Origin of the sequence: Halomicrobium urmianum (genome assembly GCF_020217425.1) — an archaeon.
In the GTDB taxonomy this organism is placed as follows: domain Archaea; phylum Halobacteriota; class Halobacteria; order Halobacteriales; family Haloarculaceae; genus Halomicrobium; species Halomicrobium urmianum.
The window spans coordinates 915,304-936,201 of sequence record NZ_CP084090.1; the positions used below are offsets into that span (position 1 = coordinate 915,304).

Sequence of the window (20,898 nt, forward strand, 5' to 3'; positions counted from 1 at the left end):
GGAGGGACCGACCGTGAGCGTCGCCGATACCGTCCTCGACCACGTCGAGGAACACCGCGGCGGCATCGTCGCCGACATGGTGTTCGCGGTCGCCTGGGTCGGCGCGGTGTCGCTCGTGTTCGGCCTGCTGGGCGCCCCGCAGTGGGCCCACTACCTGGCCATGGCGCTGGGCGTCGCGGCCTACTACGGGTTCTTCTGGTCACTGGCGATCGCCAGGGAACAGCAGTCCGCCGCCGAGTGACGGCGGCCAGCCCGTAGCCGTTCGAAGCCGATTCTCGCCGACGCCGCCGTCGCTGTTTCTGTCGCTCGCAGCTCTGTCGACTTCGTCGTCGCAGGAATCGAGAGCGGTCTCCGAGAGAACGCGCGATACCCGAACGCGTCGACGGTCAGTCGATCAGTCCCCGAAGGGACCGCCGCCACCGCCGCCGAGCCCGCCCATGCCGCCGCCACCGGGGCCGCCGCCACCGCCCTGCATCTGCTGCATCATCCGCTCCATGTCGCCGTCGCCCATGCCCTGGAACTGCTTGAGCATCTGCTCCATCTGGCGGTGCTGCTGGAGCAGTTCGCGGACGCGCTCCTCGGGCTTGCCCGACCCCTTCGCGATGCGCTCGGTGCGGCTCTGGCCGACGACGCGGGGGTTCTCCAGCTCCTCCTCGGTCATCGAGTCCATGACGACCTCGAAGTCGCGCATCCGCTCCTGGGTGACGTCCATGGCGTCGTCGGGCAGCTGGTCCATCAGCCCGCCGCCGAGTCCGGGGATCATGTCCAGCACCTGATCGAGCGGGCCCATGTTGTTCATCGCCTCCATCTGCTTGCGCATGTCGTTGAGGGTGAACTGCCCCTCCAGCATGTCCTCGGGGTCCCAGTCCTCCTCGACGTCCTCCTGGGTCTCCTGCATCGCCCGCTCGACCCGCTCGGTGAGCTGCTTGAGGTCGCCCATGCCGAGCAGGCGGGAGATGAACCCCGAGGGCTCGAAGCGCTCGATGTCCTTGACCGTCTCCCCGGTGCCCAGGAAGGCGATGGTAGAGTCGGTCTGGTCGACCGCCGCCAGCGCGCCGCCACCCTTCGCCGTCCCGTCGAGCTTGGTGATGGCGACGCCGTCGATGCCGATGGCCTCCTCGAACTCCTGGGCCTGGTCCTTCGCGGACTGGCCCATCGCCGCGTCGATCACTAGCAGGTTCCGGTCCGGGTTCACTGCCGCGCCGATGCGTTCGATCTGCTCGATCAGCTCCTCGTTGAGACCGTCCCGGCCCGCCGTGTCGACGATGCGGACGTCGGCGTCGCTCGTCTCCTCCAGGCCGCGCTCGGCGATGGCCACCGGGTCGTCCTCGTCGGGGTCGCCGTAGAAGTCCACCTCGGCGTTCTCGGCCATCTGCTTGGACTGGTCGTAGGCGCCCGGCCGGTCCGTGTCGGTCTGGATGATCGCCGGCCGCAGGCCTTTCGTGGAGAACCACCAGGCCATCTTCGCGGCCGTCGTCGTCTTCCCCGACCCGTACAGGCCGGCCAGCATGATCGTCTGGTCCTGGAGGGGGATCTCGGTGGACTCGCCCACCAGATCCACCAGCTCCTCGTAGACGATGCGCAGCACCCAGTCGCGGGGCGTCGTCCCCGCGGGCGGCTCCTCCTCGAGGGCGCGCGTCTCGATGTTGTCCGACAGCTCCTGGACGAGGCCGACGTCGACGTCGGCCTGGAGCAGCGACCGCTGGATCTCCCGGACGACGTCCTCGACGTCCTCCTCGGAGATGCGGGACTTCCCCCTGAGGTCGTCGAGCGTCCCCCGGAGAGAGCTCCCGAGATCGTCGAGTACCATTGTTACTGCCGGCTACGCGACCGGATCGGTAAAGCCTTGTCGTCGGTGGGCGCGCCTCGTACGCTCGTCTGGCTCCAATTAGCCGACTAATTTAATTGCGATCACCTCGTAGACACAGTCATGTCCAACAGCGTCGAAGACGAGACGACCGTCAACGACAGCTACTCGGTGACAGTCCCCGCGAGCGTGCGAAGCGAGGCTGACCTGGAGGCCGGCGACAGGCTCCGGTGGCGCGTCGACGAGGGCGGTGACCTCCACGTCGAGGTCGTGAAGCGGCGCCGCGGTGCGTTCTCGGAGCTCGATCCGGTCGAACTGGACGAGGAGACGAACGCGGCCGAGGACCACGACACCGTCGCCGGCGAGTACTGATGGCGACGGCACTGATCGACTCGAACGTCCTGATCGGCGCGCGGATCGCTACGGATCAGCACCACGAGACCGGCCACGCGATAGCGACCGGTATCGACGGGGGATCGCTCCCGACCGGCCGGATACCCGACGACGTCCTGTCGGAGGTTCTCAACTACCTCCACACGAGAGCCGGTAACGAGGTCGCCGTCGAAACGTTGGACGCGATCCAGGCGAGCGTGGACTTCGAGGTCGACGGGACGACCAAGACCGACTTCGACGCCGGACGATCGCTGTTCCGCCAGTACGACGGGCTATCGTTCACCGACGCCGTCATCGCGGCCTACATGCGCCGGACCGGAATCGACTACCTCTACAGCTTCGACGACGATTTCGACGCCGTGGACGGCATCACCCGGCTCGATACGGTGACGAATCCCTTCGTCTGAGTCACGACTGTGCTATCCCGTTCTGGGTGTGTTACCGCACCGCTACCACCCAGTACCGACAAGTGGGGCGTAGAACACGGACCTGACATGGGTTCGTTCGATTCGATCGACGCCGAAACGATGCTCGCGGGCCGGAGCGACTGAATCGACGCCGACCTCGCGGCGCGGCTCGCCGAACACCCGCCGGAGGGCGTCGAGACGGAGTTCCCACACTGGGTCGGCGGCGTCGAGTCGCCCGAGGCGTTCGACCGGCCGAGCGAGCAGCATCCTGTGTTCTACGGGTGTTACGACTGGCACTCCGCCGTGCACAGTCACTGGTGTCTGGTCAGGCTGTTCCGGCTATTTGACGACCACCCCGACGAGGCACGGATCCGAGACAGTATCGGCGAACGGCTGACGGCCGCCAACGTCGAGCGGGAACGCGAGCGCTTCGAGGAGAACTCGACCTTCGAGAAGCCGTACGGCTGGGCCTGGCTCCTGCGGCTGGCGGCGGAGCTACGCCTCTGGGACGACCCCGTGGCCGACGAGTGGCGGACGACGCTCCGACCGCTCGAGTCCCGGATCGTCGACCTCGTCGAGTCGGAGTTCCTCACCGACGAGCGGCCCTTCCGGGTCGGCACCCACGAGAACACCGCGTTCGCGCTCGCGGGCGTCCTCGACTACGCGCGGGTGGTGGGAGACGGCGACCTCACGGCCGCCGTCGGCGAGCGGGCGCGGGCGTTCTACCTGGACGACAGCGACTACCCCGTCGAGTACGAGCCGCTGGGCTGGGACTTCCTGTCGTCGGCGCTGTCGGAGGCCGACCTGCTGCGCCGGGTCCTCGACCGCGGAGAGTTCGCGGACTGACTCGACGGCTTCCTGCCCGACGTCCGCACCGCGCCGCATGACGCCGTCCTCGAGCCGGTGGCCGTCGAGCCCGATTCCGACGAGGGGGTCGCCCACCACCTGGTCGGACTGAACCTCTCGCGGGCGTGATGCCTGGCCGGCGTCGCGGACGCGCTGGGCGACCACCGGTACGCCGAAGCGCTGGAGCGCGGCGCCGAGCGCCACGCCCGCCGCGTCGTCCAACAGGCCTTCACCGACGACTACGCGGGCGCGCACTGGCTGTCCTCGTTCGCCGTCTACCTGCTGACCAGAAACGAGGGCGGCGTCGCGCCCGCAGAGAGTCGCGCGTAGCGGCGGTCGCGGCCCCGCCGCTCAGATCGCCTCGAACAGCGTCACGAGGTCGTCGTAGTCGATCTCGCCGTTGCCGTTGTAATCGTAGTACTGGGCGTTGCGCCCCATTCCGTCGCTGGCTAGCTCGTTGAAGTACCGGACGACGTCCTGGTAGTCGGCCTCGCCGTTGCCGTTGAGGTCCTCGTACAGGCCGTCGCCGTCGGGGTCCGTCGCGCCCTCCGGCCAGTCGGGCCCGGGCGAGACGACCGTCAGGGTCGCGCTCTGCGTCGAGACGGGGACCTCGTCGCCGGCGTTGCCGTCCAGGTTCGAGACGTCGACGCCGACGTCCGTCTCGCCGTCGGACTGTCCCGCCAGCGTCACCGTCGCCAGTTCGACCTCGGTCGCGCCCTCGGAGACGCTCTCGCCGAGGTCGGCACCGCTGATGACGGCCGTCGAACCGTCGTCGCTGGGCGCGGGCTCGCTGCCGATGGAACTCATGTCACCGCCCACGGCCGCGCTCTCGATGGTCGCCACCGACGTGTCCGACACGCCGACCGTCAGGTCGAACCCGGAGACGCCCCCGGGGGCCTCCGACAACAGCACCGACGCGGTCCTCTCGTGGCCCGGGACGAGATTCGCCGGCGGCATCACGACCGAGACGGTCGCCCCGGGTGCCGTCGTCCGTCGTCGCCGCGACGGTGGCCGGGCCGGACTCGTTGCCCGCGCCGTCGACCGCTACCACCGACACCTCGTACTCCGTGCCCGAATCGAGCCCGTCGACCGTCGCCTCGGTCGTGCCGGCGGCGACGGTCGTCTCGCTGCCGCCGGCGGAGGCGACGTACTCGGCCAGCCCCGAGCCACCGGCGTCGCTGGCGGCGTCCCACGAGACCGTCACCGACGACTCCGAGGTGGTCACCGACAGGTTCGACGGCGGAGAGGGCGCCGTCGCGTCCCCGGTGCTCCCGCCGCCGAGCTTCTCGTAGACGACGTCGAAGTAGTCGCTCTCGGTGTAGGACGAAGCACCGCAGTCGTCGCCCCAGTACGGGTCGGCCATGTTCATGGGGTCGTCGGAGCCGTCGCCGTTCCACGCCCAGCCGATCACCGGCCAGCCCAGTTCCTTAGCGTGGTCGACGATGGCCGACCAGTCGGCCTGCCCGTCCATGTTGCTGCCGAACTCCCCGACGATGCAGGGGTAGTCGGTCTCGTCCATGACGTCGAGGTGCTCGGGCTGGAGCCACTCGTTGGCCGCCTGGTTCCAGCCGCCGGAGTAGACGTGCGCCGAGAGGATCAGGTCGTCGTCGATCACGCCGGCGGCCTCGGCGAGCCGGTGGGTCTCCTGCCCCCAGCCCGGCGCGTCGCAGACGATCGGTCCGTCGTAGCTCGTGCCCTCACGGACCGCGCTGATCGCCTCGTCGTACGCCGAGGCGTACTCGTCGGCCGTGACGTCGTGGTTGCCCCACTCGTTCATCATGTTGACGACGATGTCGGTGTCCCGCGAGAGGGTCTCGTAGTGCTCGACCCAGAACTCCGCGGCGTTCTGCAGCGCCGACGCATCGGCCGAGCCGTTGTCCGGGTAGTGGTGGTACGTCGCGACGACGTTCTTGCCGTTCGCGCCGGCCTCGTCGATCCAGTGCTTGGCGTCCTTGACGGTCGTCGCCACCTCGCCGAAGGAGAACGGCTCGATCTCGATCCGGACCGTGTCGATGGCCGGGTACTGGTTCATCAGCTCCCAGCCAAGTTCCTGGTCGCCGCTGCAGAAGTACGACGGCTGCAGGTTCACGCCGTCGCCGAACGATGCGCCCGCCGCCGCCGCGGTCGCGCTGCTCGCGGCCACGCCGGCGCCGACGGTCGCCCCCACTGCGGTCGTCCGTAACAGGTCGCGTCGCGTGTACGTGTGTTCCATAGTACTCCCCCGGCGATAACATTACGATGTCTGTGTAATAAAATCTACTGTTTATTGTCGGCATCATTCGAAGGTGATCGGGTCTGCTCGAATCGTTCCGAACCCGGCGATCAGGCCCGTTCAGAACGGTTTTCGGCGGGGCGAGCGATGTCCGACCATGGGCTACCACCGCGTCGATCCGGACTCGCTCGCCCGCACCGACGACTACCCGTGCGACCGCCGCAGCGTCTCGGACGCCACCGACTGCTCGGTCCTGCACCTGGCGCGCTACGAGATGGCCCCCGGCGAGCAACTGCCGCGGACCTACCACTACCACGCCCAGCGGGAGGAGGCCTTCTACGTCCTGCGCGGGCGACTCCACGTCGAGACGCCGGACGGCGAGTACGAGGTGCCCGCGGGCGAGGTCTTCGTCGCCGAGCCGGAGAGCCCCCATCGCGCGTACAATCCCGAAGACGCCGACGAACCGGTCGCCGTGGTCGGCACCGGCGCCCCGCGGACGGACCCGGCCCTCGAGTACGACCTCGACGGGGACGAACAGGGCCAGCGCGGGGACTGAACCGCCGACGCGATCACAATCAGATACGGCCGACGCGGCGTGTTTCCGAACGGATCCGACGCAACGACGACGGAGCCTCGCCCATACATCACTCGTCGGTCGCCCGTTCGGCGTCGATGTCCGGAAGGCCCGCGTCCCAGTCGTCGTTCCGATCGTAGTGATCGCCCTCGAACTGTTCCGCGACAGTCTGTAGACCGATCTCGCTTGCGGTGTGGACGTCGTACGCTTCGATATTGATGGCCCAGTACTCGCCCTTGTAGCGGACGAATCCCCGCTGTTCGAGTCGACGGAGCGTTGTTCCGACACTCCCGCGAGGAACCTCCAGTTCCGTTGCGAGCTCACTCGGTCGGAACCCCAGTTCGGGGTTCTCGGCGAGGAATCGAGGATCCGACGGCCGTTCGTGTCCTCCTCCGGGAGATCAGTTGGATGGTAACTCCCGAAATCGACGGGCATCGTAACTCTATGTAATTCTACGTCACCAGACGTATTGACATCCCCCTCCGCCTGAAGGCGGAGGAATCCCGAGCGGTGGGAGTGTCAGGTCTGCAACCACGGACGCCACCACTTCACGGGAGTCCGCCGCTAACCCAGCCATCGTGATCGGTGGCTGTCTAGCCGTGCCAAGCGGCTGTTACTCCTATCCTCGGTGTCGTTGACTCTCACCTGTTGTGTTTTTGCCAGCAGAGAGCCTCCGACACGTCGCCAGACTCGGAGTTATCGTCGGACTTGCTCAGGCCGACGGGCACAAGGACGAACCCTTCGAGGATTCGCGTTCACCGCGTCGGCGTTTCGGATACTGCCTCGTTATGTGGGCGGGCTGGCCGCCTCCGAGGGTCGTTCGGAATCCGCTCCGTTCCGACCTGACCTTACTGCTGTATAGCAGTTCTTGACACTTGACAGTATAGAATGGAAACTCAGCAATGCAATTGGCGGTGGAATGTATCACTAGGTCACCGCGCGTATCCACGGCGTGAACGCCGTGGTATTGCGCCTGTTCAGCGTATAATGTATCTCTGTTCAAATATTTAGACAGCTGTGACGGCGGTGAGACGGAGCTAGACGAGTCGCCACCTGATGTTTCGGGCAACGTGTACTCCGCGTGGAGTTTCCTCCATAGTTCAAACGTTCGTATTCGTCGTTGTCCTGGTTCAGCGAGAGAACCGCGCCGTTCACGGCGCGGAAGATATCACAGGACATACGCAACGGAGGGATGGGATCAAGGGGTGTTCCCCGGTTGCCACAACAAGTGAAGCGGTGGTGTCTCTGATTGGAGCATTCAGGTCTGGCGGAATTCTTTTGTGACGATACGCCATCTATCCACACATGGACGAGGATGACGGGCATTCGCAGGAGCTCGCCGCTCTCGCGGATTCGATCTGTCATGACCCGGACGTCGAGTTCGTGGTGGCGTTTGGATCACGGATTAGTGGTGAGTCGACTCGTTCGTCCGACCTCGATTTCGCCGTCAAATTCGCGGACGATCTTTCTGCTCGCGGCCGCTTTCAGAAGCGGTGCTTCTTCTCGGGGAACCTCCAACAGGATAATGTTCAGTTTATTGACGCCTCCGGCATCGAATCCCTCCCGCTAGACGTTGCGCACGACGCCGTCAACGGCGAATTTGTGTGTGGTAATGAACGAGCGTTCGAGCAGTTCAAAGCTGATATTGAAGAACAGTTTGCCGAGCAACGCGACGTACTCCGCCGCCAGCAACGCGAGGTAATCGATCGAATCGCGGAGGAGGGATTGCGTGGCTGACGAACGAGTCGTCTCGGTCAAGCTTGAACAGATCGAGCAGTATCATGGCGAGTTAAAAGAGAAACAGGAAGCGCTGGCGCGAGACGAGTTTCTCGCGAACACGACCGAAACGCGCAGTCGAGCGGATGTTCGAGAACGTGATCCAGGCGTGTTCTGACCTCGCTCAGCACATCGCCACGGACGATTTCGGCTTTGACGGCAGTCCCTCGAAAGAAGCGATCCGAGTCCTGCATCGGGAGGGCGTCATCGACGATGACACGGCTGACACACTCGTTGCTGCGGTTGGGTTCAGAAACGTTCTCGCCCACGAATACGGCCATGTCGACTACGACGAAGTGTACGAAACGCTCCAGACTGGGTTAGCCGTCTACGACACGTACAGTCGACAGGTTGCCCAGTGGGTCAGAGAAAACGACTGATGGTATCCTTCGATCGGGGAACCAATGGGGGAAACCGCAGACCGAGAACGGCGATACTGATCCTTAGCTCCCGACGGCCGTCCCGTTCCTGATAGCGCCGGCGGGAACTTCGATTTGCTCGGTCCCGTTGCCCGTCGCGACGGTGTACGTGCCGGGGTTGGCGACGCGGACGGCGTAGGATCCCGAGGCGTCGGCGGTCGCCTGTCGCTCGTAGGTGAACTCGGCTCCAGGGGTCGCGACGTTCGTCCGCAACGTGACCGTGGCATTGGGTGCCGCCGAGCCCGTCACGTTCGCGCCGGGGACCACCGCGAACACGCGGCGCTCGCCGTCGGGCGAGGCCCACAGCGCTCGATAGTGCGCCGTCCCCGGTTGCTCGGCCGTCCGACTGCCGTAGTCTCGGGCGAGGAGGTCGTAGGCCGGCGTCTCGGCGTCGACGCCCAGCGAGTCCGGGACGACGACGTATCCGACCCGCCCCGAGAAGCGATCATAGAGATCGTCGGGGTGGTCGGCCGTCAGGAGCCTCGGGTAGTTGTTGCGAGCGTAGCCGTAGCTCCGTGACTCGCCGCTGACGAAGTAGTTGTACATCCGGTTCTCACCCCACCCGCTGAGGACGTAGTTCTCGGGGTACTGCTGGTCGAGCCGGTCGGCGCGCTCGTCGGCGGCCATCGCGGCGCCGTACTCGGCGTCGGTGACCAGCAGCTGGCTCGTCTTGACGGGCACCTGGATCGCGCCGAGGCTGGCCACCAGCAGGAAGAGGACGCCGACCGTGACCAGCGTCCTGCGGTCCGGGAATTCGAGCGCGGGTCCGGGCGCGTCGGGGTCGAACGGCCGGACGGCGTCGATCCAGTCAGCCGTCCAGACGAAGACGACGCCGGCGAAGACCGCGACGAAGGGCGCGAACTCGCCGACGAAGCGGACCGACAGGGCCGCCAGCCCCAGGAAGTACCAGGCGTAGGCCGTGGCAACCGTCCAGCGCCGGTCCGCGAGGCTCCGGCGGATCCCCCAGATTATCGCCGGCGCGGCGACGACGAGCGTGAGGCCCAGCAGGAGGAGGATGCCCAGCGAGTCGGGATCGAACAGGCCCGTCGTCTCGGCGATGTTGCGCTGGCTGGTGAGGCGCTCGACGCCCTGAGCGAGGTGCGCCCAGTCGTCTGGTCGGCCGAAGCGGAGGGCCGCGAGGCCGGCCGGTGTGAGGACGGCGTAGATCGCGGCGAGGTGTCTGGCGTCGCCGGTGGTGTGCCTGACAGCCTCTGCGGCCAGAAGGACGGCGACGACGCCGATGAGGACGAGGGCCGGCGAGAACGCGACCTGTGCAGTGTGCCAGCCGACGACGAGGTGGCCGACGGCCGTGAGTGCAGCTGCGAGTGCGAGTCCGGTGACGATGGGAAGTCCGGGGCCGGCAGCGAACGGCTCGTCTCGCGCCACGGCGGCCAGCGCGAGGCCGGCGACTGCGAGGCCGATAGCCGTGATCAGGAGCGGGCTCGCGTTCCAGGCCAGGACCTGGCCCGCGACGGCGATGCCGAGACCCAGACTGGCGAGCCAGGTCGTCGGTGCTCGTAAGGACTCGCGGTCGACGCCGGCGAGGTAGGTCAGCGCTAGCGCCGTCGCCGCGAGCCACGGGTAGTCGAAGGCGTGGTGGTCGGCGAAGCCCAGGCTCGTCCGCAGCGCGTGGCCGGGGACCAGCGCGAACAGGAGGACCGCCGCGAGGCCGACCCGGCGGTCGCGGGTGAGGGTCGTCGCGAGCAGGTAGACGACGGCCCCCATGAGGACCGCCGAGACGACGGGGTACCACGCGAGCACGTGGCCGACGACCTCCGGCCCCTCGCCAAGTAGTTCACTTGTCCACCATAATGCTGTGACCATCAGGGGCTCTCCGTGGACGATGTTCCCCGGTAGCTCCGAGAGCGCTCCGAGGTTGAACGGGGACGCGCTGCTCGAGAGGACCTGCTCGACCCAATACCGGTAGAAATACGGGTCGTTGCCCGACAGGACCACGTTCCCGTCGCGGTAGATCGAATTGATCGGATGGATGCGGACGAGAGCGACGAACGCCAGCGCTGCGGCGACGAAGCCCGTCACGGTCCAGTCGACGGTGCGGAGACGCTCGCTGATCGACGGGGCGGAGAAGTCCGCGCTGGGTCGGCTGGTCCCCGTACCGGCCCCGTTCGTGGCCGCCGCGGCGTCGCCCTCGAGGGCCGCCCTGACGGCGTCAGGGTCGGCCAGTCGGTACTCGTCGCTGGCGCTCTCGACGATGTTTCGGGAGACGAGTTCGCCGAACGCGCCCGAGTCAATCGGGACGTCGTCGAACGTCCAGGACTCGTCGGCCTCGTCGACGTCGAGGACGTCAGCGAGCGGGTCCGCGAGGTCGGGCCGGTCGTCGAGCAGGTCCCGGACCTCGCTTGCCTCAGTCATGAGCGGGTACTTGCCGCTCGTCGGAATAAAGTCACCGTCTGCGGTCGGTGTCCTCGTCTGGTGGTTCCGGCGGCTCCAGTGCTGCACGGACTAACTGTCCGACGCGGCTCTCAGCAAGTTCGGTCAACGTCCAGTCGACCGTGAGGCCGAGCAGTGCGAGGACCGCCAGGCCGGCGTAGACGCCCAGGACGATTCGGCTCTCGATCGGCCAGGCCAGTGCGAGTCGTGCGGCGAGGAGACCGAGAACGAGTGCGCTCGCGACGCGGACCGGTGCGTCGGCAATGGTTCGCGTCGTCTTCTTCGTCGCGCGACCGGTCGCGGAGTTACGCCACGCCCGTTCGACGTGGGGAACAGTCCAGTCTATGGCGCGGATGATCGGTCCGACCGTGTAGGTTTCACGGAGATCGATAACGATTACCTCCGGGTCGGGCTCGGCGGTCAGCCACTGGAACAGCCAGGAGTTTCTGATGGCCGTCTCGGTCGTGCCTCCGGCACTTCGGAGTCGCGAGGTCTGCATTGCGGTCTTGACCCGCTGGATCCCGCGCCGAAGGATCGACTCCCGGTAGGCGCTGCCCATCGTACGCCGAATGTCCCTGACGTTTTCCGCCAACCGCGAGCCGTCTGCAAGCCCGCTACTCATCTGGGTCGTATCGGAGCGATCCAGCACTACAACCGTTGCGGTGTCGGTCGATTCCTGTCGTCTCAGTCATCTCTCTCCCCGCCGTCGGCGCGCTGCGCCGTTCGGTCGTCTGCATTGGACGCTTCGGCCTCGGGATCGACATGCTCTACGCCGAGGAGCATGCCCGCGGCATCGATTACGACCTGGTAGACCTGCCGGGTGACGATCTTCAGGTCGTACCAGAACGACTGCTTGCGGATGTACTCGATGTCGTACCGGAGCTTCTGCCGGGGTTCGTGACCGGTTACGTCGTTGATCTGGGCCAGTCCGGTCAGGCCGGGCTTGACGAACCAGCGGCTGCGCCACTGGTCGACGGAACTCTCGATGTCGACGTCCAGCTCCGGCCGCTCCGGGCGCGGGCCGACGACGCTCATATCGCCGATGAGGACCGCCCACAGCTGGGGAATTTCGTCGAGGTGGGTCTTCCGGAGGACCTTACCAACGCGCGTGACGCGGGGGTCGACGCCGCCTGTATCTTCTTCACTGAGTTTCGCGCCCGTCTCTGCCTCTGCCTCAGGGATCATGCTGCGGAACTTGTAGACGGTGAACGTGTCGCCGAACTCCGCGGTGCGTTGCTGGGCGTAGAGGATCGGTCCCGGCGAGTCAAGTTTGATTCCGACGGCGATGACGCCGATGAGCGGCGACAGCGCGAGCAGGCCGGTCGCAGCAAACGCAACGTCGAAGACACGCTTGAGTACGTAGTCCTGGAAGTCCCACGGCTCGAGGTCAGTGTCGACGAGATCCCCACCTGCGCTCCGGGAGACAAGGACGCTGTCGGCCTGTTTTCGGTGGACCATCGCGCGCACACCGTGTTCGTAGCAGGTCGCCAAAGCGCCGAAGAACTCTTCACGATCGGGTTCACCGAAGCCCAGAAGGACCGTGTCGGCATCGTATCGGATCAGAGTTTCACCGAGTGTCGAGAGACCACCGAGGCGCGGGAGGTCGGCCAGCCGCTTCTCATTGCCGTCGGGTTCTGTAATCGGCTGCCCACCGTCAGGCTGTCTTACCGTTTGTCTGATGCCGGTGGTGCTGGCTCTGATTCCCGGTGTCTCCGATGGGATAACGTTCGACGGCGCAACGTACCCGAGTACGTCGACGTCGGCTGCGTCTTGGAGACGCTCCATCACGCCCAAGTCATCTCCGACGATGACTGCGCGTGTGGGTGACTGCGGCCGGCTGCGGATATACAGGAACCACGCGGGCACGAACATCGCCAGGAAGACAGTCACGGCAACGAGCGTGGTCCGGGGAAGTCGGGTGGACCAGTCGAAGTAGCCGATCGTGGCCAGCGTCGCCGACGCCGTGAAAACGCGCCTGTGCGACAGCGAGACGATATCGAGGATCCGCCTCGGACGGGGCTTGTACAGTGGCCAGAATGCGGCCAGGACGATGACCATTGTCGTCAGCGTCTCGTCGACGAGGTCACCGTTTGTGGCGGTGTGTGACTCGAGTCCGGTCAGGGGTGGTACTGCGGTCACGAGGGACTGCATAAGCGGATGGTTGGCGACGACGACCGCCAGCACAATTATGGCGGCCGTACCGCCGATGGCCAGTAGGCGGTACCGCCAGTTAGTCGCCATTGCCACCTAGGAGAGCGAAGGTAGGTAATAAGGACTGTGGAACGTGAACATCTGTACTGTCTGATTGTGAGTTATCCTTCAATGTATTGGAAACATTAGCATTGTTTGAGTATCTCTCTTCAAGTTCTTAAACAGTTTATCATGTTCGTCTTGATTAAATTTTGAATGAAAAACTAAAAACACCTGGGAGGATGCTTGGCTTCTATCGCTACCACTACAAGAACATCGATGACATTCGTCCAGCTGAAGATGCTATCAGAACAGGGTGGTCTGGTTTGACTGTAGGATTTAATGAACTATCGTCGAGAGAAGCGGTTGATTGCTTTCTCACTAACCTGCCTTGTTGAATCCGATATAGCGGTCACTGTGTGAGTGAGCGGTCGAGGTTGTAGACGGCGGCGGCGGTGAGCACCAGCTCACGGAATTCTCGGTACCAGACGCGTGGCCTGACAGCGGATCCGTATCGACGTTTGATGGCGAGAAGGCGGTCTCGGCCCTCCAGCGCTGCCTGTAGAGCCCGCTGTCCAACCGTGGTTGTGTGTGATCGTAGTGGGCGAACAACCGGTGTCTGATGACCGGCCGGACGCCTGCGGCATGGAGTACGTCCCGCAGCGATTGGTCATCGTAGCCTTTGTCGCCGACGAGACTCTCGATATCCGTCGTATTTTGCAGCGCACCCCGACGGCCCACCTGGGTATCGTGGGGCCAGTGTGCCGAGCAGTGGATGTTGAGGACGGCACACGACTCCGCATCGATCAGGGCCGTCGCTTTCAGCATCCGTATGTGGCGATCCGATCGCGCGATGTAGTGGCTGGATGCCGCCTGACGGTCGAAAAACGTGGCATCCAGCACGCCATGACCGCCGTGATCGCAGCGGGCTGTACTTCGTCGGGGCAGTTGGTGCCAGACTCGCATCGGCGGCCGCTCGAACGACCGCCACAGCGTCGAGAGCGCCGGAAACACGGATCGCGCTAGTTGCAACAAGCCACGGACGCGATCCATTTCACCTGCCAGTCGACGATCTCGCGGTAGATCCCATCCATGTGAATCCACAAGAAGTGCAGCATCACGTGCTTCCAAGCGGGAAATCCGTTACCAGTCGGGTTACTCACTGCCGACGTGGGGCTGGCGGTACAGTGCTTTTGAGTCAGCGACATTGCCTGTTTAACGAAGCGGAAAACGGGTGTGTCTGAACCCTTTTCCGCTTCGCTTCTCCCTTCACAGCGACGCTATCCGCTCGCTGTCTCTGGATCTAACAGAGCAGTATGGGGAGGATTCCTACCGGGGCTGGATCGACTGCAAGCCTGCTGGAGACGTGCATGTGGACGCTACACTCATCAACCCTGGCCGGAAGGCTTCAGGGAACATTGACGCCGGATTCGCTATCAGTGCCAGCTCAACGGGGAACTACTACGGAGAAGTTGAGGTATGACACCCCAACCATCACGCCGCCAATATCTCCGCCGGAGACAACGACCTTGACATTCAGGTGGTTGAGGAGATCGGAGCTCAGTCAGAATCGATGTCTGTTCAGATTGATGGAAGCACAACCGGCGAATATCATGTCGTGTCTGAGGGGGGTGGTCTGCCTAGGCACTGTCTAGTTCTGGACCGCCTCGATCGGTGGCTTTCCATCGAGGGCTTGGTGGGGTCTGTGGCGGTTGTAGTAATGCATAAATCGTTAAAGCCACTCGCGGACGCTCGCCCGTCTGACCACCCACGAGGTGTGAAAGCGGTCGATCCGCATTTTGAGGGTGTGAAACCATCTTTCGACGAGGTTTCGCTTGGTATAGTTGACTTGGCCGCTTAATCCTAATCGAGCAAGGGCAGTCCGGTAGCCGAATTGATCGACGAGAAACTCAGCCACTGAGAGATCGTGTTTCTCACGGAGTCCAGCGAGGAACGCCGCCGCCGGATATCAGTGCCGTGTCGACCAAATAACGCGACGTCGAGGAGCAGCTTTGTCTCAGTATCTATTGCAGCGTATAACCAAGGCCACTCGCCGTTTATCTTGACAGCGGTTTCGTCGACGACGACCCGCGACAACTGCGCCGTCGACAGGTCGCAATCGCTGTCAGCCAGCCGATGCACCCAGTTCCACACCGCTCCATGCAACCGTTCAATGCCTAATTCCGCGAGAATCGTTGTTGTATCTCTAAGTGAACAACCGGTTTCGTGGAGGCGGACAGCGTACGCCCTGACGGGCGTCGCCGTCCACTCGTTCTCCCAAGATTCTTCTAAATCCGCCTCACAGCTCTCGCTGAGCAGGTCTGCGAGCATCTAACCAATTCACTCAACGACCTGCTCGTTCCTCAAACTGACTCAACTAGACAGTGCCTCCAAGACATTTTCTCCAAACAACCAAAATACAAAACCCTCTTCTTATACATGTGTCTGTCAGTACTCTCAAGCATGGAATCAATCCCGACAATTAGCCATCTACTCCAGCAGGCTCGTAATCAACTATATAGAGGCTGGGTTCAGCGGGCGGTTCGATGGCTAGGACTCAATGAGTATTTATCTGACTCATACTGGTGGCTGGTATTCTTTCTTGCAGACGATGCCCAAACACACTCCATAGCAGAGGAGACTGTGACATTTCGCACGGAGACGTTTCCCGAGTTCATGAGGTTTCGAGATCTGGCAGGTGAGGAGACGGTTCTTGAAGACCTATTAAATAAGCTGGAACCTATGGATGTGTTTTACGATATCGGTGCTAATGTTGGAACGTACATGTGCTTCGTATCGTCTAAATTGAAGACGGGCAACGTGGTCGGTTTTGAGCCTGAACCCGAAAACGCAGTACGGCTTCGGGAAAATCTCGCTCAAAATGAGCTTGAGGCCCAGGTCTTCGAAGTCGCACTCTCGGATACAGACGGCACAATTGAGTTAGCGCTGACTGGCGAGAATGCAGGTGAAGGTGAACACGCCATAGCAACAGAGGAGCACCAAGAAACGAGAGAAGTGCAAACGGCAAAAGGAGATACATTTGTCCAAAGCCACGAGATACCAGTACCGAGTGTTGTCAAGATTGACGTTGAAGGTGCTGAACTTTCGGTTCTTGAAGGAATGCAGCAGACACTGCAGAATCACTGTCGCCTCGTGTATCTAGAAATACACCCAGACAAGATTGAGGATTACGGTGGGACACCGGCGGATGCATGTACACTACTTGAAGACATCGGATTCGAGATAGAAAAGTTAGAACAACGGGGTAGACAGTATTTTATACTGGCAGAGAATAACATAGATAGGCAGCATCCTATATAGAGAATGAAATCTCTAGTGAACCAAAGGAATTACAGTACTCATGTCTAGTATACTCCGGGGATTTCTATCTATTCTTGGCGCCAAAATCACCTCTCTTCTACTAAGTTTGTTAATAACTCCGATACTCGTTAGAATACTTGGTAGTAGTCGCTATGGAGACTATGCCTTCATCCTTTCAGTTCTCGGGATAACAATGATTCTTGTCAATACGGGTATCTTTGATGGGGTGCGGAAGTACATGGCAGAAGATCGGGGTGAAAAAGACTGGAAAGAACGCGTATTCGGCTTTTACTCCCGGATAGCAGTCATTTTAGCAGCCATAGCTTCAATTGGATACGGTCTACTTTCTCAGTCACCTTTGATCTCAACTATCTTCGGAGATGAGTTCAGAGTCTACCTGTACCTGCTTGCGGGATTAATTATCGCACGTCAGATGTACTCATTGGCGCGCGGAGGGTTGATGGGAATAGGACTAGAAAGCCGAAGCGAACCACTTGCAATTTTGAAAAAAGTATTATTTGGAGTATTTGGAATATCTTTAGCGTATCTCGGTTACGGCGTTACTGCCGTTCTTCTGGGACATATCATTGCGAGTTCCATAGTTGCATTTGTAGCTCTATTAATTCTATCAAAAAGATTAGATCTTAGTAAAGCATTCACCCACATTCCCTCAACATTTCCTCGAAGAGAGCTATTCGAATACAACGGGATGAGCGTCGTTTTGATTCTTCTAACTGCATCATTGTACCATACAGATATTCTCTTACTCCGGTCATTATCCGGCAGTCAACAGACCGGATACTACAAAGCGGCGCTTGTTGTTGCTGAATTTCTATGGTTCGCACCGAACGCACTTCAAACTGTGCTTCTCCACTCCTCTTCTGAACTGTGGTCTGCTGGCAGGACCGATCGGATATCAAAACTCGTATCCAGAACGGTGAGGTACAACTTTTCACTCTCACTGTTGCTCGGACTCGGACTTGCAGCACTTGCCCACGATTTTATTCCGATCTATTTCGGTTCAGAGTTTGAATCTGCAATCAAACCACTTCTAATCCTATTACCTGGGGCTTTTGGATTCGCCCTCTCTCGACCTATCTTTGCTGTTGGCCAAGGAAAAGGTGACCTTGGCCGCTTGATTGCCGCAACTGGGACAGCGGCGGTACTGAATTTGATATTGAATCTATTTTTGATCCCCCGCTATGGGATGATTGGAGCCGCAGCTGCTACCAGTACGAGTTATGGTTCGATGTTATTTTTACACATATTTGTAGCACGAAGAATAGGATTCAATCCAGTAAAAGATATTAGAATAATAAAGAGTATTGCTGTTGGCATTCTTGCTATGCCAGTCATCTTTGGAGCGGCCACAGTAATCGATTCAGCATTACTTTCGCTGTTGATCGTTCCGCCAATGGGATTTGCAATCTACGCTATGTTTACAGTTAAACTCGGCGTGGTTCCACCAGACGAGCTAATTCCTATAGTTAATCAATTACCGGATCCTATTTCATCGCGCGTGCATAAGATAATAGTGTATCTAGAATGATTTTGCGACCTACTCTGCTGTATTCCGTATAAATGAAGAATAATATGACTAAAATATTGCTAATGAATTTGGAAATCCATTCAATATTGGTTTTGGGTCAATTATCGGAGCTTGAGCGGCTACAAGAGATTATGATATAATTCATCAAACTGTCTAAGTATACTATCTGATGAGTAAACCTGTACTTGGTCACCGGTATTCTTACTAAGCTTGGGGAGTATATTTTTAGAAACAGCCGAATGCACCGCACTTGCGATCTCATTAGAATCTGGTTCTACTATAATGCCAGCTCCACCTACAATTTCTTTCGTTGCACCTACGTCTGTTGTAACTATGGGCGTCCCCGTCCCGAGTGCTTCCAGAAAAACCCTACCGAAAGGCTCGTCCCAAATGCCTGGGTAAATGAATAGATCATGGTTTGCATAGATTTCAGGAAGACATTCATTTAACACATCGCCCTCAAATGTTACATATGAGCTTAAGTTCTGTTTATTTAGATTCTTCTTAAGTGTTCCTTTGTAATCTCCGCTACCAATGATTGTGAGTTCAAAATCATACTCTCCCCATTCCTGAAGGCGTGAAATAATCCCTGGGAATTGATGAACGCCCTTATGTCTATCCAAATTCCCAACATAAATAAATTTATATGGTTCTGAGAAGTCACTTTCGTGGTCTATGCAAAATCTTTCATCAAGTATATTAGGTATTACTTGGACTCTTTCTTGAGGGAATCCAAAATCTGTATATTTCTCTTTGACGTGACTAGTTAGGGCATGGTATTTACCGATTTTATCAATGTAATCCTGCCCATTATTGATAATATTTAGTGAGAATAGCTGGCTGATTGTCTTATAAAGATATCTATGTTTGCTATTTGAGGTACCAGTGCGTGAGATGCAGTGTAAACATTTTGGATTAGATCTCTTCTTGCATTCGTTTTCCCCCATATAGAGTAAATCATTCTTTGGACATATACCACCGTATGCGTTTAGAGTTACAACTGTATTGACACCTAGTTTCTCACCAATCCGGCCAATCGATGGAATAAATGACATCGGATAGCTATGGACAATATCATATTCACGGAAATCATCAATTCGTGCGATCAATTCCCTATTTAGTTGCGTTTCTGTATGAGGATGGGAACTATATCCAGATAAATACTCTAATTTGACACCTTCTTGACTATAGCTTTCCTGTGGTTTCTCTTGACAATAGACATCAATATCGTACCCCATGCTGGCGAGACCCTGAACAATCTGTGTCGCAGAATACGCTGCCCCAGTTCCTTCACCTGACGGATACTGTGGGTGAATGAAAGCAAGTCGCATTGAGTACCCTCAATTGGGTACCTTTCTGTATGAGGCTTTCTGTCTGCTGTGCCCCTCTATAGTTGAGAATGTTATGCCCTAACCAACCCACGTCTTAGGTTTTGATATAACTCTCTACTAATCATAGATAATTCGCTTCTGTCCTTATCACGATATTCATATTACTGAAGCCTCGAATACCAATCCATGACCGATACGAATGTATTGCTTATAGTACTGGATGCTGTCCGCGCGGACCACCTATCTTGTTACGGCTATGAACATGAGACAACCCCGGCGATAGACCGCCTCGCGGCTAATGGCGTACGATTTGAGCATGCATTTTCAACGTCCAACTGGACTGGAGCTGCACATGGTTCATTATTCACTGGTTATCTACCATCCAAATCTGGAATCTATGGAGATTCTCAAAAATTACCAGAGGATATACCAACGCTCGCTGAATTACTTTCCGAGGCAGGATATCGTACCTTCGCAACGAGTGCAGGCGCCCACATTCGGAGCGACCGCGGCTATGACAGAGGATTCGATAAATTCCATGAAACATTCCGAATTCGCCCAAATCACCACTATCTCCGGCAGTTCATCAAGAATTCAGCGCTTCGTAAACAGACCTGGCAGACTCTCGTTCATGGACATGACAACTACACAACATTTAAGTTTGAAAATCTGAAAGAATGGATAAAGAGTAGTGAAGATCCATTTTTTGCTTTCATCAACTGCAAAACAGCACACCATCGGTATAATCCGCCCCGGCCATACAAATCAATGTTCGGCCCTGATGTTAATCGTCCCCGCTGGGAGTTTGCAGAGTTACTTCAAAGGCGGTTAGGGAAGGAACCGCAGTCGGTTGACGGATTCGACATGGATCGGCTTACAGCAATGTCACGCCAGTATCCAGTTATAGCTGATGAATTCAATCCAAGTGACAATGAATGGGAAATCATCAAGACTTGGTATGACGGTGCGATTCGGTACATGGACGATCAACTTGCCGACCTATTGTCGTTCTTACGTTCGGCAGGTAAAATGGACGATACACTCGTCATTGTCACGGCGGACCATGGCGACTTATTCGGTGAACACGATTTAGAAAAACACCAGTATTCCTTACTTGATAAACTCCTCCACATTCCCCTAGTCATGAGCCCCCCTAGTGATAGAAGGGAAACTATCTCAAATATGGTTTCATTCGTCGATCTCTTTCCGACAATTCTTGACATAACAAATGCGGAAGTACCCGACCGTCCCAATGCAACGACACTCACGCCGCTTACTGATCGGGTCTTTCATGACTATCTCTTCGCTGAAGTTGGTCGGAAGTCGCCAGAGCCGGTTCAGCGAGCTTATCCAAGCTTTACTGAGTCTGAGTATAACGGGCCAGTTCAATCTATTCGGGATAAACGGTATAAACTCGTTCGTAGCCCTAATAGTATTAGACGTCTCTGTGACTGGAGGCAGGATCCAAAAGAGACGTCTGATCTTTCTGACGAACTATCAACAGTCCGCGAGCGGCTCGAGCAAGAACTTGAAGAGTCGGTTAAATCTATGGATGATTCTATCCTTAATGATGACATAGATGATGATAGGCTCAAACAACATCTGAAAGATCTTGGGTACCGTTAAGAAACTGAATCATTTTTGTGGGTCCATAATACTCCCTGTCCTTAAAGTGACATTAC

At 59.0% G+C, this 20,898-nt stretch carries 18 protein-coding genes and 3 pseudogenes; 11 read left to right on the plus strand and 10 right to left on the minus strand.

The window, feature by feature from the left end; all coding sequences use genetic code 11:
- Positions 1-13 precede the first annotated feature (13 nt).
- A complete protein-coding gene (locus tag LCY71_RS04595; protein ID WP_225335195.1) occupies positions 14-241 on the plus strand; it encodes a DUF8119 family protein in 228 nt (75 codons plus the stop codon).
- A 153-nt stretch (positions 242-394) separates the two neighbouring features.
- Here the strand turns inward: LCY71_RS04595 and LCY71_RS04600 are convergent, their stop codons facing one another.
- On the minus strand, positions 395-1,810 hold the full coding sequence (locus tag LCY71_RS04600; protein WP_225335196.1) for a signal recognition particle protein Srp54: 1,416 nt from the start codon (positions 1,808-1,810) through the stop codon (positions 395-397).
- 120 nt (positions 1,811-1,930) lie between these two features.
- On the opposite strand from LCY71_RS04600, the gene LCY71_RS04605 reads away from it, so the two are divergent.
- From LCY71_RS04605 to LCY71_RS04615, 3 genes and pseudogenes are all read left to right on the plus strand, one after another.
- Positions 1,931-2,179: an AbrB/MazE/SpoVT family DNA-binding domain-containing protein gene (locus LCY71_RS04605; RefSeq protein ID WP_225335197.1), complete on the plus strand. Its 249-nt coding sequence runs from the start codon at positions 1,931-1,933 to the stop codon at positions 2,177-2,179.
- Positions 2,179-2,607, plus strand: coding sequence for a type II toxin-antitoxin system VapC family toxin (locus LCY71_RS04610; protein WP_225335198.1), 429 nt, complete (start codon positions 2,179-2,181; stop codon positions 2,605-2,607). The genes LCY71_RS04605 and LCY71_RS04610 overlap by 1 nt, the downstream gene beginning before the upstream one ends.
- A gap of 144 nt (positions 2,608-2,751) precedes the next feature.
- Positions 2,752-3,783: pseudogene (locus LCY71_RS04615) on the plus strand (DUF2891 domain-containing protein).
- A gap of 21 nt (positions 3,784-3,804) precedes the next feature.
- Here the strand turns inward: LCY71_RS04615 and LCY71_RS04620 are convergent.
- Positions 3,805-4,365, minus strand: coding sequence for a hypothetical protein (locus tag LCY71_RS04620; protein ID WP_225335936.1), 561 nt, complete (start codon positions 4,363-4,365; stop codon positions 3,805-3,807).
- Entirely contained in the window at positions 4,262-5,665 is a 1,404-nt protein-coding gene (locus LCY71_RS04625; protein WP_225335199.1) for a cellulase family glycosylhydrolase, read from the minus strand. The genes LCY71_RS04620 and LCY71_RS04625 overlap by 104 nt, the downstream gene beginning before the upstream one ends.
- Before the next feature lie 157 nt (positions 5,666-5,822).
- Between LCY71_RS04625 and LCY71_RS04630 the strand changes: the two genes are divergently transcribed.
- A complete protein-coding gene (locus LCY71_RS04630) occupies positions 5,823-6,221 on the plus strand; it encodes a cupin domain-containing protein (RefSeq protein WP_225335200.1) in 399 nt (132 codons plus the stop codon).
- A gap of 88 nt (positions 6,222-6,309) precedes the next feature.
- Here the strand turns inward: LCY71_RS04630 and LCY71_RS21645 are convergent, their stop codons facing one another.
- Positions 6,310-6,579, minus strand: coding sequence for a MarR family transcriptional regulator (locus LCY71_RS21645; protein ID WP_373325150.1), 270 nt, complete (start codon positions 6,577-6,579; stop codon positions 6,310-6,312).
- A gap of 965 nt (positions 6,580-7,544) precedes the next feature.
- On the opposite strand from LCY71_RS21645, the gene LCY71_RS04635 reads away from it, so the two are divergent.
- Genes LCY71_RS04635 through hepT form a run of 3 tightly spaced genes read left to right on the plus strand, consistent with a single transcriptional unit; the run spans position 7,545 to position 8,395 of the window.
- The gene (locus tag LCY71_RS04635; protein ID WP_225335201.1) at positions 7,545-7,976 is read left to right on the plus strand and encodes a nucleotidyltransferase domain-containing protein; all 432 of its coding nucleotides are present in this window, start codon (positions 7,545-7,547) and stop codon (positions 7,974-7,976) included.
- The gene (locus LCY71_RS04640) at positions 7,969-8,133 is read left to right on the plus strand and encodes a hypothetical protein (RefSeq protein WP_225335202.1); all 165 of its coding nucleotides are present in this window, start codon (positions 7,969-7,971) and stop codon (positions 8,131-8,133) included. The genes LCY71_RS04635 and LCY71_RS04640 overlap by 8 nt, the downstream gene beginning before the upstream one ends.
- Positions 8,102-8,395: a type VII toxin-antitoxin system HepT family RNase toxin gene (hepT, locus tag LCY71_RS04645; RefSeq protein WP_225335203.1), complete on the plus strand. Its 294-nt coding sequence runs from the start codon at positions 8,102-8,104 to the stop codon at positions 8,393-8,395. Before LCY71_RS04640 ends, hepT begins: the two co-directional genes overlap by 32 nt.
- A gap of 63 nt (positions 8,396-8,458) precedes the next feature.
- Here hepT and LCY71_RS04650 read toward each other — a convergent pair whose 3' ends face one another.
- The 5 genes and pseudogenes from LCY71_RS04650 to LCY71_RS04670 form a co-directional block, all read right to left on the minus strand.
- Positions 8,459-10,807 carry an STT3 domain-containing protein gene (locus tag LCY71_RS04650; protein WP_225335204.1) on the minus strand — a complete coding sequence of 783 codons (2,349 nt, stop codon included), beginning with the start codon at positions 10,805-10,807 and terminating at the stop codon, positions 8,459-8,461.
- Positions 10,808-10,838: 31 nt separating this feature from the next.
- Positions 10,839-11,447, minus strand: a complete 609-nt coding sequence (locus LCY71_RS04655) for a hypothetical protein (RefSeq protein WP_225335205.1) — start codon at positions 11,445-11,447, stop codon at positions 10,839-10,841.
- 62 nt (positions 11,448-11,509) lie between these two features.
- A complete protein-coding gene (locus tag LCY71_RS04660; protein ID WP_225335206.1) occupies positions 11,510-13,066 on the minus strand; it encodes a sugar transferase in 1,557 nt (518 codons plus the stop codon).
- A 361-nt stretch (positions 13,067-13,427) separates the two neighbouring features.
- Positions 13,428-14,223: pseudogene (locus tag LCY71_RS04665) on the minus strand (IS5 family transposase).
- Positions 14,224-14,666: 443 nt separating this feature from the next.
- A pseudogene (locus tag LCY71_RS04670) lies at positions 14,667-15,346 on the minus strand (IS6 family transposase).
- Between the two features lie 132 nt (positions 15,347-15,478).
- Between LCY71_RS04670 and LCY71_RS04675 the strand changes: the two are divergent.
- Both LCY71_RS04675 and LCY71_RS04680 read left to right on the plus strand, forming a co-directional pair.
- Positions 15,479-16,336 carry an FkbM family methyltransferase gene (locus tag LCY71_RS04675; RefSeq protein ID WP_225335207.1) on the plus strand — a complete coding sequence of 286 codons (858 nt, stop codon included), beginning with the start codon at positions 15,479-15,481 and terminating at the stop codon, positions 16,334-16,336.
- Between the two features lie 40 nt (positions 16,337-16,376).
- Positions 16,377-17,885: an oligosaccharide flippase family protein gene (locus LCY71_RS04680; protein ID WP_225335208.1), complete on the plus strand. Its 1,509-nt coding sequence runs from the start codon at positions 16,377-16,379 to the stop codon at positions 17,883-17,885.
- A 119-nt stretch (positions 17,886-18,004) separates the two neighbouring features.
- On the opposite strand, the gene LCY71_RS04685 is transcribed toward LCY71_RS04680, so the two are convergent.
- The gene (locus tag LCY71_RS04685; RefSeq protein ID WP_225335209.1) at positions 18,005-19,216 is read right to left on the minus strand and encodes a glycosyltransferase family 4 protein; all 1,212 of its coding nucleotides are present in this window, start codon (positions 19,214-19,216) and stop codon (positions 18,005-18,007) included.
- Positions 19,217-19,402: 186 nt separating this feature from the next.
- On the opposite strand from LCY71_RS04685, the gene LCY71_RS04690 reads away from it, so the two are divergent.
- Positions 19,403-20,842, plus strand: a complete 1,440-nt coding sequence (locus LCY71_RS04690; RefSeq protein WP_225335210.1) for a sulfatase — start codon at positions 19,403-19,405, stop codon at positions 20,840-20,842.
- The last annotated feature ends 56 nt before the right edge of the window (positions 20,843-20,898 follow it).

What these genes read in the sequence shown, in the direction of transcription:
- LCY71_RS04600 (WP_225335196.1), bottom strand. Translation starts at nt 1,810, where the DNA reads ATGGTACTCGACGATCTCGGGAGCTCTCTCCGGGGGACGCTCGACGAC.
- LCY71_RS04605 (WP_225335197.1), top strand. Translation starts at nt 1,931, where the DNA reads ATGTCCAACAGCGTCGAAGACGAGACGACCGTCAACGACAGCTACTCG.
- LCY71_RS04610 (WP_225335198.1), top strand. Translation starts at nt 2,179, where the DNA reads ATGGCGACGGCACTGATCGACTCGAACGTCCTGATCGGCGCGCGGATC.
- LCY71_RS04625 (WP_225335199.1), bottom strand. Translation starts at nt 5,665, where the DNA reads ATGGAACACACGTACACGCGACGCGACCTGTTACGGACGACCGCAGTG.
- LCY71_RS04630 (WP_225335200.1), top strand. Translation starts at nt 5,823, where the DNA reads ATGGGCTACCACCGCGTCGATCCGGACTCGCTCGCCCGCACCGACGAC.
- LCY71_RS04635 (WP_225335201.1), top strand. Translation starts at nt 7,545, where the DNA reads ATGGACGAGGATGACGGGCATTCGCAGGAGCTCGCCGCTCTCGCGGAT.
- hepT (WP_225335203.1), top strand. Translation starts at nt 8,102, where the DNA reads ATGTTCGAGAACGTGATCCAGGCGTGTTCTGACCTCGCTCAGCACATC.
- LCY71_RS04650 (WP_225335204.1), bottom strand. Translation starts at nt 10,807, where the DNA reads ATGACTGAGGCAAGCGAGGTCCGGGACCTGCTCGACGACCGGCCCGAC.
- LCY71_RS04655 (WP_225335205.1), bottom strand. Translation starts at nt 11,447, where the DNA reads ATGAGTAGCGGGCTTGCAGACGGCTCGCGGTTGGCGGAAAACGTCAGG.
- LCY71_RS04660 (WP_225335206.1), bottom strand. Translation starts at nt 13,066, where the DNA reads ATGGCGACTAACTGGCGGTACCGCCTACTGGCCATCGGCGGTACGGCC.
- LCY71_RS04675 (WP_225335207.1), top strand. Translation starts at nt 15,479, where the DNA reads ATGGAATCAATCCCGACAATTAGCCATCTACTCCAGCAGGCTCGTAAT.
- LCY71_RS04680 (WP_225335208.1), top strand. Translation starts at nt 16,377, where the DNA reads ATGTCTAGTATACTCCGGGGATTTCTATCTATTCTTGGCGCCAAAATC.
- LCY71_RS04685 (WP_225335209.1), bottom strand. Translation starts at nt 19,216, where the DNA reads ATGCGACTTGCTTTCATTCACCCACAGTATCCGTCAGGTGAAGGAACT.
- LCY71_RS04690 (WP_225335210.1), top strand. Translation starts at nt 19,403, where the DNA reads ATGACCGATACGAATGTATTGCTTATAGTACTGGATGCTGTCCGCGCG.